9 protein-coding genes and 1 rRNA gene are annotated in these 13,134 nt (G+C 66.6%); 4 read left to right on the top strand and 6 right to left on the bottom strand.

Going from position 1 to position 13,134, the window contains the following annotated elements; all coding sequences use genetic code 11:
• Positions 1-2: 2 nt before the first annotated feature.
• A complete protein-coding gene (locus tag NZ849_RS00440; RefSeq protein ID WP_295387475.1) occupies positions 3-986 on the bottom strand; it encodes an MDR family oxidoreductase in 984 nt (327 codons plus the stop codon).
• A gap of 221 nt (positions 987-1,207) precedes the next feature.
• Here NZ849_RS00440 and NZ849_RS00435 point away from each other — a divergent pair, with 221 nt between their 5' ends.
• The 4 genes from NZ849_RS00435 to NZ849_RS00420 all read left to right on the top strand — a co-directional run bounded on the left by NZ849_RS00435 (position 1,208) and on the right by NZ849_RS00420 (position 7,627).
• A complete protein-coding gene (locus NZ849_RS00435; protein WP_295387472.1) occupies positions 1,208-2,398 on the top strand; it encodes a DegT/DnrJ/EryC1/StrS aminotransferase family protein in 1,191 nt (396 codons plus the stop codon).
• Between the two features lie 9 nt (positions 2,399-2,407).
• Positions 2,408-4,000 (top strand): NAD(P)-dependent oxidoreductase, encoded by a 1,593-nt coding sequence (locus NZ849_RS00430; protein WP_295402936.1) that lies wholly within the window; start codon positions 2,408-2,410, stop codon positions 3,998-4,000.
• 117 nt (positions 4,001-4,117) lie between these two features.
• Positions 4,118-4,822 carry a PEGA domain-containing protein gene (locus NZ849_RS00425; RefSeq protein WP_295387466.1) on the top strand — a complete coding sequence of 235 codons (705 nt, stop codon included), beginning with the start codon at positions 4,118-4,120 and terminating at the stop codon, positions 4,820-4,822.
• Between the two features lie 42 nt (positions 4,823-4,864).
• On the top strand, positions 4,865-7,627 hold the full coding sequence (locus NZ849_RS00420) for a tetratricopeptide repeat protein (protein ID WP_295387462.1): 2,763 nt from the start codon (positions 4,865-4,867) through the stop codon (positions 7,625-7,627).
• Here NZ849_RS00420 and NZ849_RS00415 read toward each other — a convergent pair.
• The 5 genes from NZ849_RS00415 to NZ849_RS00395 form a co-directional block, all read right to left on the bottom strand.
• A complete protein-coding gene (locus tag NZ849_RS00415; protein ID WP_295387459.1) occupies positions 7,618-8,334 on the bottom strand; it encodes an alpha/beta fold hydrolase in 717 nt (238 codons plus the stop codon). The genes NZ849_RS00420 and NZ849_RS00415 overlap by 10 nt on opposite strands.
• A 47-nt stretch (positions 8,335-8,381) precedes the next feature.
• Positions 8,382-9,668 carry a CCA tRNA nucleotidyltransferase gene (locus NZ849_RS00410; protein ID WP_295387456.1) on the bottom strand — a complete coding sequence of 429 codons (1,287 nt, stop codon included), beginning with the start codon at positions 9,666-9,668 and terminating at the stop codon, positions 8,382-8,384.
• Positions 9,669-9,795: 127 nt separating this feature from the next.
• Positions 9,796-11,148 (bottom strand): M20/M25/M40 family metallo-hydrolase, encoded by a 1,353-nt coding sequence (locus NZ849_RS00405; RefSeq protein ID WP_295402934.1) that lies wholly within the window; start codon positions 11,146-11,148, stop codon positions 9,796-9,798.
• Positions 11,149-11,188: 40 nt separating this feature from the next.
• Entirely contained in the window at positions 11,189-12,613 is a 1,425-nt protein-coding gene (locus NZ849_RS00400) for an amidohydrolase (protein WP_295387449.1), read from the bottom strand.
• 407 nt (positions 12,614-13,020) lie between these two features.
• Positions 13,021-13,134: ribosomal RNA gene (locus tag NZ849_RS00395) — 16S ribosomal RNA — on the bottom strand; the annotation flags it as partial.

Here is a 13,134-nt window from a genome sequence, read left to right as displayed (position 1 = left end):
GCCTAGGTTGAAAGCTGCACCACCACCCGCCCCCGTACCTGGCCCTGCAGGATGGCCTGGGCCAGGGCGGGTACCTCTTCCAGCTCCACGGTTTGCACCATAGCCCCCAAGAGGGGCTTGGGCAGCTCCTGAGCCAGCCGTTGCCAGGCTAGAAGGCGTTTCTCCCTGGGGCACATCACCGAGTCTATCCCAAGCAGGTTGACCCCCCGCAGGATGAAGGGGAAGATGGTGGTCTCGAGCCTCGCCCCCCCGGCGTTGCCGCAGGCGGCCACGCTGCCCCCATAGGCCACCCGGGGTAGAACGCCTGCCAGCACCGCACCCCCCACCGTGTCCACCGCACCGGCGAACCGTTCGGACTCCAGGGGCCGGGCAGGCGCACTGAGCAGGCTCCGTTCAATGACCTCCCCGGCCCCCAGCGACCGCAGGTAGCCCTCCTCGCCCAGGCGGCCCGTGGAGGCCACCACCCGGTAGCCCAGCTGGGCCAGAAGGGCCACCGCCAGGCTGCCCACCCCGCCGGCCGCTCCGGTAACCAGCAGCTCCCGGGATTTGTCGACCCCGTGGGCCTCGAGGGCCATTACTGCCAGCATGGCGGTAAACCCCGCGGTCCCAATCCCCATCGCCTCTTTGAGCGTGAGCCCCTGGGGTAGGGGCACCAGCCACTCCGAGCGCACCCGGGCCAGCTCGGCCATTCCACCCCAGTGCCGCTCGCCGATGCCATAGCCGGTAAGCAGCACCGGGTCCCCTGGCTTGAAGTCGGGCGCATCCGACTCCAGCACCACCCCGGCCAGGTCGATGCCTGGCACCATGGGGAAGCTGCGGATCACCTTGCCTGCTCCCGTGATGGCCAGTCCGTCCTTGTAGTTGAGGCTGCTGTAGGCCACCCGCACCAGCACATCCCCTGGCGGCAACTCGTCCAGCCTGGCCTGCCGGATGCGCGCGCTTTGGGGGTCGCCCGATTCCACCACCAAGGCTCTGAAGGTCTGCATGGCAACAAAATACACGAAGGTGAGCAGCCTTGCCGGGGCCGACGTTATCGACCACGTTACCGCTGTGTTGCCCGGCCAAGAACCCTTGCTAGGGGCTGTAACGAGCGCAACAATGCATGTATGTGCCGCATCTTTGGGCGAATAACGCGCCCATAACGCCCACTGCCCTACCCTGGGTCTCGTATCCCAGATGGGGGCGTTCCCCCCGTGAGGAGCTTCCCATGGTCAGCAACCTTTCCAGCGCCCCACCCTTTGCCCCTTGGCCCCATTTCGAGGCGGATGAGATTGAAGCGGCGGTAAGGGTTCTCCGGTCGGGCAAGGTGAACTACTGGACTGGAGAAGAAGGCCGCCTGTTTGAGCGGGAGTTCGCCCAGTACGTGGGTACCAAGCACGCCGTTGCCCTGCACAACGGCACGGTTGCCCTCGAGCTGGCCCTCTACGCCATGGGGATAGGGGAGGGAGACGAGGTGATCACCACCCCCCGCACCTTCATCGCCTCGGCCAGCGCGGCGGTGATGCGAGGGGCGCGGCCGGTCTTCGCCGATGTCGACCGCAACAGCGGTCTGATTACCCCAGAGAGCATTGAGAAGGTCATCACCCCCCGCACCAAAGCCATCGTCGTGGTGCACCTGGCGGGATGGCCTGCGGATATGGACGGCATTATGGCCCTGGCGCGAAGGTACAACCTCTGGGTGATAGAGGACTGCGCCCAGGCCCACGGAGCCCGCTACAAGGGCCGAAGCGTGGGCTCCATCGGTCACGCTGGGGCCTGGAGCTTCTGCCAGGACAAGATCCTGACCACCGGCGGCGAGGGGGGCATGCTCACCTTGAACGACGATGCGCTGTGGGAGCGGGCTTGGAGCTTCAAGGACCACGGCAAAAGCTACGACGCGGTCTACCGCCGCCAGCACCCCCCGGGCTATCGCTGGCTGCACGAGGACTTTGGCACCAACTGGAGGATGCTCGAGGTACAAGCAGCCATAGGGCGGGTTGCCCTGCGCAAGCTGGACGCCTGGGTGGAAAAGCGCCGGGAAAACGCACACTACCTGAGCGAGCGCTTCCGTCAGATTCCTGCCCTGCGGGTTCCCGAGGTGCCAGCCGACTTGTACCACGCCTACTACAAGTACTACGTCTATGTGCGCCCGGAGATGCTCAAGCCGGGTTGGAACCGCGACCGGATTATGCTAGCCGTTTCAGAGGCGGGAATACCCTGCAGCACGGGTAGTTGCAGCGAGGTCTACCTAGAGAAAGCCTTCACCCGACGGGGATGGCAGCCCGCCGAGCGGTTGCCGGTGGCCAAGGAACTGGGGGAGACCGCGCTGATGTTCCTGGTGCACCCTACGCTGGGCCTGGAGCACATGCGGGCTGTTGCGGACGCGGTGGAGAGGGTTATGGAGGAGGCCACGCGCTGAGGAGGAGCGATGTTGCAGAACCTCAAGGGATTGCGCTTCAGTGCGGATGTAGTTCTGCGGGTCTTGGCCGATCAGGTGATGGTGGCCCTTAGCTTTGCTGCGGCCGCGGGCCTGTACCTCCTGCTGGCCTACGGTTCTGGGGCTGGCCCGGGCATACTCGGGCAGTACCTTCCGGCGTTTCTGCAGGGCCTTGCCTTGCTGATGCCGCTAAGCTTCGTGGTCTTTGCGGCCAGCGGCTTCTACACCCGCAGCCGGGCCTACCGGGGCCGCTACAAGATGCTGGTGGTGGCCCAGGCTGTGGTTTTGACCTACCTCCTCTACGGCTTTACGGTGTTCATGTTGCCCTTCATTGCCGACCCCCCCAGCGCGGTGGTCTTGCTGAGCCTCCTCTTCACCCTGGGGCTTGTCCTTGGTGCCCGGGCCTGGGTGCACTACTGGTACCTCCTGGAGCTCCAGCGCAAGGCCCGCTCCGAGGGTAAGGGCAACCCCGCTCCTTCCCCTAGCGGCAACGACCGCACCATCCTGGTCATAGGGGGGGCGGGCTACATCGGATCGGCCCTCCTGCCGCGCCTGCTCGAGCGCGGCTACCAGGTGCGCTTGCTGGACCTGCTGATGTTTGGCAAGGAGCCCATCGCCGACGTGCTGCACCACCCCAACCTGGAGATTATCCAGGCTGACTTCCGCCAGGTCGACAAGGTGGTGCAGGCCATGCGGGGGGTGGATACGGTGGTCCACCTGGGCGGTCTGGTGGGCGACCCGGCCTGCGCTCTGGACGAAAACCTCACCATCGAGATCAACCTGGTGGCTACCCGCACCATCGCCGAGATAGCCAAGGGGATGGGGGTGCGCCGCTTTATCTTCGCCAGTACCTGCTCGGTCTACGGGGCCAGCGACATGGTCCTCAACGAGCGCAGCAGCCTGAACCCGGTTTCCCTTTACGCCCGAAGCAAGATTGCCTCCGAACAGGTTTTGCACAAGTTGCAAAGCGATGATTTCTCAGTGGTGATCCTGCGCTTTGGCACCATCTACGGCCTTTCGGGCCGCACCCGGTTTGACCTGGTGGTCAACCTGCTTACCGCCAAGGCAGTGGTGGAGAAGAAGATCACCGTATTCGGAGGGGACCAGTGGCGGCCCTTCGTCCATGTGGACGACGCTGCCCGGGCGGTTCTCCTGGCCGTGGAGGCCCCCAAGGAGCTGGTGCACAACCAGACCTTCAACGTGGGCAGCAATGAGGGCAACATGACGCTGGGCATGGTGGGGGAGCTGGTTAAGAAGCTGGTGCCGGATGCTGAGCTGATTGACTCCGGTCGGGATGGGGACCGGCGCAACTACCGGGTGGACTTCTCCAAGATTCGCAACGTGCTGGGCTTTGAACCCCAGTGGACGGTGGAGCAGGGCATCCGGCAGGTGATTGAGGCGCTGCGGAGCGGTAGGGTGAAGGACTACAAGGCCCCCCTGTACTCTAACGTCAAGTACCTGACCGAAGATACCGCCTCTGAGGTTGTCAAGCAGTACTATCTGGGCTGGGAGAGGGAACTCATCGAGCGGGCCCACCTTCAGACTACCGACGAAAAAACGCCGATGATCACGCCCCAGGCCTGAAGGTTTGGCAGGAACCGCCGCCCCGGAGTCCGGGGTCCTTCCTTATTGTTTGGCGAAGTCCATCTCATCGAGGGATGCTAGAGTATCTGGTGCGTGGTTTTTGCGAAAGGAGTGGGGATGAGCGCGCTGTTCCTATGGATTTTGGGTGTTTTAGGGGTATTGTTCGTGCTCTTTGGCCTTACCCGCCTGTCCAGGGGTGGGCTGGCCTGGATGGGATTTGGCCTTCTGGTGGGTCTTTTTGGCCTGGGAGGGGCCTGGTTGCACCAGCAATACGGCCACCTGGTTTTCTGGGTACTGGGGGTGCTGGGGGTTTTGCTTCTGGTTTGGGCCCTGCTAAACCTCAGGAGCCGCCTGGCGGGCTGGGCGGCGGCCCTGGCCGTTCTGCTGGGGCTGGCGGGCTTTGGCAGCGTTGTGCTTCTGAACAGCGGCAGCCCCAACCTGCTCGCCTCGGGGACCATTCCCAATCCTTCGGAAGAGCCCCAGGCCGCCCCGCCTGCGGTGCCGACGCCCGAGCCCACTGCGCCAGCCTTCCCCTCGCCTGAGCCAGTCCCCCCGGCACCCGAGGCCCCTACCTCGGGCGCTGTGCGCGAGGTGGAGCCGGTCTGCCCCTGTCTTCTGAGCGTTCGCGTGAATGCGCCCAACCCTACGGTTCGCGTTTTTCGGGGCGAAGAGGAGGTGGCCAGTAGCCGGCTCGAGCGCTCCAGCTTTCTGCTCGAGGCGGGGGAGTACACCCTGCGGGTTGAGGCCCCTGGCTACCAGAGCCTGAGCGCCCCCATCCGGATACCGGAGAACAAGAACCTCGAGGTGGAGCTGGTCCAGTAGGGTGTTGCTTGCTACACTACACCGCAGTAGGGTGTATTTATTGTGGGAGAGGTGAGTACACTCTGGCAGGCCCACCTGGAGACCCTGCGCCCCCACCTTACCGGGCGCGACCACCGAGGAAAGAAGGGGAGCTTGCGCTGGCTCGAGGCTGCGGTGGCCGAGCGGGGTGGGCGGGCTGGAACGGTGCGCAACATCCTGTACAAGGACCTGGGAAGCCCAGAGGAGAAGCTGAGGCTGTTTGAGGTTCTCTGCGATTTGTACACCGAGGTGGGGCTGGAGCCACCGCCCCTTCCCTCAGAGCTGGCCCTGGAGTCGGCCCGGCGGGCCCTCGGGCGGGACAAGCGCAGGCTTTTCCGCCGCTTTTTGCGGGCCCTAGAGCAGGGCGATAAGCCGCAGATGGTGGTGGTGGGGGGGCCGGCCACTGGCAAGGGGGTGCTGCTCTCAGCGGTCCAGCGGGCGGTGCCTGACTGCCTGATGGTGAACCTGGGAGGGGAGCTGGCCCCCCACCTGCACCCTCTGGCTGAGCGGTTGGGGGTGGAACTGGAGGGCATCCTCTCCCAGCTTTCCCCCACCCAGCCCTACGCCCTGCAGGCTGCTTTGCAGGACGAGCTCAGAAACGAGCTGGCCCGGGCCCTCAACGCCTGCGGAAGGCCCCTTCTGCTTCGGGCTGAGAGGGAAGGGCAGCTTGGCGGTCTGAGCCTGCGCGATGCCCAGGGCAACCCGGTGGGTCTCTCGGCCTGGATCGAGCCGCTGCTCCGCCGGCTTACCATTCCCTTCTTGGCTGGGCTCTCCGAGCCTCCGCCCAACTTGGCCTGGCACCCCCTTTCGGCCCCTAGCCGGGCCGAGGCCCGCCGCTACGTGAAAGACCGGCTGCCCGACCTGCCCCCTGAGCGGGTGGAGGCGCTGGTCAACCAGGCTGGGCGCAACTTCGCCGAGCTTTCCCGGCTGGTGCTGCTGGAGGCAGCTCAGACCCAGGGCAGCGCGCCCAACCTGGCCCAGGACACCGCTCTGAGGCCCATCCTGCACGCGCTGGCGGTGCTCTCGCCGGAGGCTGACCCGGGGATTCCCGTACCCCTTCTGGAGAAGGCTTTAGGTAAAGGACTGGAGCACCTTTCCCAGGCTGAACGGGCCCTTTTGGCCCCCTTGGGCGAGGGCAAGGTCCGGCCTGCCCTGCGGACCCTCCTGCCCAGCGTGCCTGAGCGGGAGGCCCGCAAGCTTCACCTTCTGGCCCTGGACTACTTCAAGAACGACCTCTTCCGCCAGCTCCACCACGCCTGGGGGGCTGGTCGCTTGGATCGGCTGCTGGAGCTTCTTTCCGAAGACCCAAGCCGCCTGGCCCTTCTGCCCAACCTCTGGTCTGAGTCCAAGGGCTGGCCCTCTGCCGAGCGGGAGCGGCTGGCTATGGCGGTGGTGCGCTACCGGGCGGTGCTGGGCCAGTACGCCCACCCTGAGGCCCTGGAGGCCCTGGAGGTTCTCTTCCGCTCGGCCGACTCCAGCATCCAGGCCTGGGCCAGGGTCAAGGCCGCTGAGGCCCGGGTGGACGCGGGGAACTTCACCGCAGCCCTGGAGCTTTTGCCCCCTCCGGAGGCGCTCTCGGGCGAGATTGGGGCTGAGGGGCTTTTGGTCTGGGCCGCCGTGGAACGTTGGCAGGGCGACTACGCTCAGGCCGAGGCCTATGTGCAACAGGCCCTGGCCCTGCCTATTCCCCCCTTCCTGGCTGACCGGGTGCGGCTCTGGCAGGGGCTGGTGGCCAAGGACGCGGGCCGCTTTGAGGAGGCCTTGAGCGCGCTACGCCAGGTCAGCCACGACCCCCTTCTGGTGGGTCGGGCCCGCTACCAGTCGGGGGACCTGCTCCTGCGGATCGGGCGGGTCTACGAGGCTGAGGCCCATATGCGCCAGGGACTGGCCGCCTTGGAGTCTTCTGGGGCCCCGCCCGAGGAGGTGGCCCGGGTACGGGCCCGCTTCGGCAGCGTGCTGAGGCGCATCGGCAACTTTGCTGAGGCGGAGCGGTGCCTCTACCAGTCCATCCAGGAGGCCACCGACGAGTTTATCCGGGCTCGAGCCATGAGCGAGGCCAGCGTGCTCGAGCTGGCCCGGGGCCGGCCCCTGGAGGCCCTCGAGCTCCTGGCCCAGGCCGAGCGCTACCTGCGCGAGGTGAAGGAGCGTCCAGAAGAGGCCCATTACCGGCACCGCCGCACCCTCTACCGCATTGCGGTGGCCTACTGGGTGCGGGCCTGTGGGCTGCCCTACCTGCCGCCCTATGTGGGCGGACAGCAGGCCCCTGATGCCCTGCGCATTCTGCGGGAGCTCGAGCGCGAGCTTTCCACCAAGCAACTCCCCGGTGACCGCTACGTCGCCTTGGCGATAGACGTGGCCCTGAAGCTCTCCTTGTTGCTCCCCGCCGACCAGGCCGAGCAGATGATGCAGGGCTATCTGAAGCAAAACGATCCCTACTTCCAGGCTCAGGCCCGGCTGGGCTACGCCGAGACCCTGGCCAGGCAGGAGAAGTGGGCCGAGGCGTTGGCCCAGGTGGTCCAGATCGGGGAGCTGCAGGACCCCGGGGTGCAGGCCTGGAAGCTGGGGCTGGAGACCCAGGCCCTCCTGGGCCTGGGTCAGGAGGAGGCGGCGTGGAAGAAGCTGCAGAGCAGCGCCGGGCTGCCCACCCCTTACCGGGCCCAGCTCGGCCGCGTGCTGGGCCGGATATGGCCCCAGGAGGCCCTGCGGGAGCGGTTGCAGACCCAGTCCCCCCTGGCTCTGGAGGACTGCTTGTCCCTCCGGCTTAGCCAGACCGGCCCCTACACCTGAAGCTCGCGCAGAAAGCCGCGCAGGGCGGTGTTGAAGGCCTTGGGGTTCTCCCGGCTGGACAGGTGCCCGGCCTCGGGCAGGATGAGCATCCGGCTGTCCGGAATCCGTGCGGCCATGTTCCGGGCCTCACCGGGAGGGGTTAGGGTATCCTCCTCCCCCACCAGCACCAGGGTCGGTACCGAGATGCTGGGGAGCAGGGGGGTGGAGTCGGGGCGTTGGGCCAGCGCCTCCAGGCTTTTGGCCACGCGAAGGGGCTCGGCCTGGAGCTGGGCTTGGCGTGCCCATGCCACCACCTCAGGCCGCTGGGCGTGGCTGGTGGGGCCTAGGTGGCTCTTGAGGGTGGCTTCGGGGAAGAAGGACATCCCCTCCTTTCGCACCCGCTCGGCCTGTTCTAGCCGCAGCCGCTGTCCCTCGGGGGTATCTGGGGTGGCCCGGGTATCGGCCAGCACCATGCCCGAAAATCGCTCCGGCTCCAGGTTCCAGAGCCTGAAGATCACGTACCCCCCCATTGAAAGGCCCACGAAGACCGCCTTCTGCCAGCCCCGCTGGTCCATCTCCACCAGCACGTGGGCTGCGGCCCGTTCCAGGCTCTCAAAGCCCAGGATGTCCGGCAGCAGGACGGGGTGGCCCCGAACCGCCTCGAGCTGGGGCTCCCACATGGTTGGGCCGTAGGGGAAGGCGTGTAGGAAGACCACGGGTATGGACATACCTCGAGCATAGCTCGGGGAGCGCTTTGCGGCCATGGGCTTGTGGCCTACCCTTGCGAGCACCGCGCCAAGGCGGCCCGGTAGAGCTTTTCCACATCGGTTTCCCCAGTCTCGAGCTGATGCTCATAGGCGGCCTTCAGGATGGACCCAAACTCCTTTCCAGGGCGGTGGCCCCGTTCAATGAGGTGCCGCCCCATCAGGACGGGCTGGACCGGTACCGGCTGAGGCTCGAAGAAGGCCCAGGCCTCCTTGGGCCTGCGCCCGGCCCCGTCGGCCTCGAACAGGGCCTTGAGGGCCTGCAGGTAGGGTCCGGCCTGGGCCTGGAAGCGTCGGATGGCAGCGGGGGTGGGCTTGGTCAGAACCGGGACCATGTGCAAGCCGGTGGTGACCACCAGCTCATCGCGCAGCTGGTTAGGCAGGCGGAGGTCGCGGGCAATGCGGGGGATGAGGGCCGCGCCCACCCGCTCGTGGCCGGGAAAGCTGTACCAACCCTCCGGCCTCCAACGGGCGGTGTCCCGCTTGCCGATGTCGTGCAGGAGGGCGTGCCACCGGTAGGGCGGAGGGGCGCGGTCCACCACCTGCAGCACATGGGTGAGCACGTCGCCTTCTGGATGCCAGTGAGGGTTTTGCAGGAGGAGGTGGTTGTCCTCAAACTCCGGGATGAGCCGCTGGAGGATTCCCAGCTCGTAGAGGTAGCGGAGGAAGCGGCTGGGCTGGGCAGGTGGCGGTGCGGCGAAGGCCTTGTTAAACTCTGCGGTGACCCGCTCCACGGCCACATGGGCGAGCACCTCCGGTGCGGCCTCGCGGGCGGCCTTCAGGGTTTCTCCCTCTATCTGGAAGCCGTAGCGCGCGGCGAACCGCCCCGCCCGAATCACCCGCAGGTAGTCCTCCCGGAAGCGCTCGAGGGGGTTGCCCACTGCCCGGATCACCCCCATCTCCATGTCCCGTCTGCCACCATAGGGGTCAATAACCCGTCCCTGCGCGTCCATGGCGATGGCCCCTATGGTGAAGTCGCGGCGGGCCAGGTCCTCCTCTATGCTCTGACCCCAGGTCACTTTGGCCTTTCGCCCGTAGGTCTCCACGTCGCGCCGGAATGTGGTGACCTCGTAGGGGTGGTGATCGATTAGGATCGCGACTGTGCCGTGCTCAATACCTGTCGGCGCTACCCCCAGGCCGTGCTGCTGGGCAAGCTGAATGACCTCCTCGGGTGGGGCCGAGGTGGCGAAGTCCAGGTCTTCGGGCTCCAGCCCCAGGAGGATATCCCGGACCGCACCCCCCACCAGATGGAGGTCGGGCAGGAAGGAAAGCCGCTCCAGCACCCTGCGGTAGTCCATAGGGCCGGACTAGAGGGTAGCACAGGGTTTGTCCCTTGCCAATGGCCTCGAGCCTCCTACCGGCCAAGCGTCTGCCGGTGCTTCCACTCGGGTGCCGAGCCGACCGGGAAGCGGGGCTTCCCGCGTCTTAGAGAGCTGCAAATCCGTCCAGAATGCGGGCGATGTGCCGTGCGGCGTTGTGGAAGTCCTGGAGGCGGATGTTCTCGTTGGGGGCATGGGTGCGGTTGGTGATGCCGAAGCCCACCCCCGCGTCAATTACCGGGATGCCCAAGGGCCTGGAAAAGGCATACACGGGCGAGCTGCCGCCGGTGAGGGGGATGAGCTGGTAGGGCTTTCCGTAGACCTCCTCGCCCGTCCGGGCCGCGAGCTGCACCAGGGGGTGCTTGGGGTCGGAGCGGGCCGGGAACATGTGGTCGGCGTGGGTGATGCGGACATCGGTGAAGCCCTCGGCGTCTAGATGGGCCCGCAGTTTCTGCAGGATGTCGGTGGGGTCTTGGTCCGGCACCAGCCGGAAGTCCAGCTTGGCCGAGGCTCTGGCCGGGATAACGGTCTTGTTGCCGGGCCCCTGGTAGCCGGTGGTGATGCCCTGGATGTTGCAGGTGGGGTTGAAGACGGCCCTGCGCAACTCGAAGCCGCTCAGGTTGTTCACAAAGCCCCGCACCCCAAAGGTCTCGCGCAGGTGGGGCTCGAGGTCAGGTAGCCGGCGCAGCAGCTCGAGGTCTCCCTCCGAAACGGGGCGCACATGGTCGTAGAAGCCGGGAATCAGGATGCGCTCGTTCTCGTCTTTGAGGGAGGCCAGGGCCCGCACCATACGCCAAGCGGCGCTGGGCAGGATGTGGGCGTTGCCGGAGTGGGCGTCGCGGGAGAGGGTTTGGACCTCGAGCTCCACGGCCAGAATTCCCCGCCGCCCCAGCGAGGTGCCGGGTCGCCCTTCGAAGTCAACACCCCCCTCTTCCCAGATGGCCCCATCGCAACGGAGCAGCTCGAGGTGGTCCTGCACGAACCGGGCAATGCCGGGGCTGCCCACCTCTTCGTTGCCCTCTACCACGAAGAGCACCCCACAGGGCAACTCCCCCCCGTGGGCAGCCCGCACCGCGTCCACCGCGGCGAGGCGAGCCATGAACTCCCCCTTGTCGTCCTTGGCTCCGCGAGCGTAGAGCTTGCCCTCGCGGATTTGTGGCTCGAAGGGGGGCGAGTCCCAAAGCTCCAGGGGCTCGGGGGGCTGCACATCGTAGTGGTTGTAGAAGAGCAGGGTGCGCTCGGAGCGGCCCTTGGCCCGGCCCACCACCACTGGATTGCCGTAGCCCTCAAACTTCTGGGTCTCAAAGCCGTGTTTGCGCAGGATTTGCTCCACCAGCTCGGCGCATTCCCGCACCCCCTCCCCGGTGGCCGAGACGCTGGGCTGGGCACAAAGCTGGATGGTTTCCTGCAGGTAGACCTCGAGGTTTTGCTCCAGGAAGCGGTCTATGGCATTGGGCATAGCTAAACTATAGCCCTCAACCCCACCCCCGGGGGCCGGGTCAGCCCACCTCGAGCCGCCCGGCGAAAACCCGGCCAATCGGCCGTCCGCCCTCCCACAGGGTGAGGTCGGCGGGGGCCCCGGGGCGGATATGGCCGTGCTCGAGCCAGCCCGCGGCCAGGGCCGCCCCTCGGGTGTGGGCCCAGAGCACCTGCTGTGGGCTCAGGTTTTGCCTGGGGTTCAGAGGGTGCTGGGTGGCGGCCCGTAGGTTGAGCTCGAAAATTGGCGGCATCACCGGGGCATCCGAGCCGAAGGCTACCGGCAACCCGGTGTTCCACAGGTCGCGCAGGCGGAAGGCCTCGGCCTCCCGCCCTGGTTGGTGCCGCCGCACCAGCTCAGCGTCGTCTAGGAGGTGCATGGGTTGGAGGGAGAGGGCTAGGGGCAGGCCAGTGAAGCGTGGTAGTTCCGCGTCCCGCACGTGCTGAACGTGCTCCATGCGGAAAGGGCGCCGCGCCCAAGGCTTTAGGCGGTGAAAGACCTCCAGCACCTCCCGCACCGCCCGGGTCCCGATTGCGTGAACCGTCAGGCCAAGCCCGGCCTCCAGGACCCTCCGGCCCTCCTGCTCGATCTGCTCGGGCGCCTCTAGCATCATTCCTGTGGAGCCGTCTGGGTAGGGCTCGAGCATCCAAGCTGTGCGGCTGCCCAGGGCTCCGTCGGCGAAAAACTTGACCGCCGCAAACTCCAGCCTGTCCCCGTGCCAGCCGGCAGGGGCCTCGAGCCACTGGTCGCGGTCCAGAGCCCACCAGAGCCGCACGGGGAGCTCGTCGGCTAGGGCTAGGGCTAGCTCAAAACGGCACCAACCCATGTGGTGCACCGCGGTGTAGCCCCGCCGCGCCAGGTCCTCAAGGCCCCGCTTCAGCTCGGCCTTCCCTGGTGCGGGCAGCAACCGGCCCACCAAGGCCTGGGCGTTTTCCAGGAGGTAGCCGGTGGGCGCACCGTGCTCGTCGCGGAGCAGGGCTCCTCCGGGAGGGTCGGGGGTTTCTGCTCCAATCCCAGCCAGGGACAGGGCCAGGCTGTTGACCCAGGCCGAGTGCAGGTCGCGGCTTTGAAGGTAGACCGGGTGATGGGGGGCTGCCTCGTCCAGCAGACGGCGGGTGGGGTATGCCCGGAACAGGTAGCCTGCCCCCCGTATCCAGCGGCCCGGGGGTAGCTGGCGGGCCCTCTCGGCTACCTTTTGGGCCACCGCTTCTGGCTCGGTGAGGCCTTGCAGGTCAAGGCTCTCGAGCTGCTGTCCCCAGAGCTGGGGGTGGGCATGGGCCTCGTGCAGCCCTGGGGTGATCGCCTCGAAAGTGTACCGGGGGGCACCTGGGTACCGGGCGCCGAGCTCTTCCCGGCTCCCTAGGTCGGCAATCCGGCCATTTTGTACGAAAACCGCCTCGGCCTCTCCAAACTCGCTCAACGTGGTGACCTTTCCCAAAAGCAGCATAGCTGCATCCTATGCCAGCTCGGTGCGGACCAAAAGGCCATTGGGACCAGGAGCCGGAAAGCTCAGCGGGGCCCCTTCGGGGGTCGGCGAGGGCAGGGAAGAGGTGGAAGGGGTCTAGCCCAGCCAGCAGGCCTGCACGCCGGCCAGGGCGAGCAGGGGAAGGCTGGCCCCCACATCCAGGGAACCAGGGAAAGCCCCGCTCACCTGATTCCCGCCCAGAGATTCTGAACCGGGAAGCCGCTCATCCCCAAGGGCGCGGGCACCATAGGGCTAGCGCGCTGGTACCAAGTCCGGGACGCCTGCAGGAGGCAAAAAAGGAAAACCCACCCCATGCAGGGGTGGGTGGAAACCCGAAAAGCGCAGGTTGGGTAGCTTTTGAGTGCGCCTTTACGGCGCGTACTCCTTAGAAAGGAGGTGATCCAGCCGCACCTTCCGGTACAGCTACCTTGTTACGACTTAGCCCCAGTCATGGGCCTTACCCTAGGCGCCTGCCTGCGGCTCCCGGCGACTTCAGGCAAGAC

The sequence above is a fragment of the Meiothermus sp. genome, assembly GCF_025060375.1.
GTDB lineage: Bacteria > Deinococcota > Deinococci > Deinococcales > Thermaceae > Meiothermus.
Note: the sequence above shows the minus strand (reverse complement) of the source record. Positions and strands in the feature narration are given on the sequence as shown.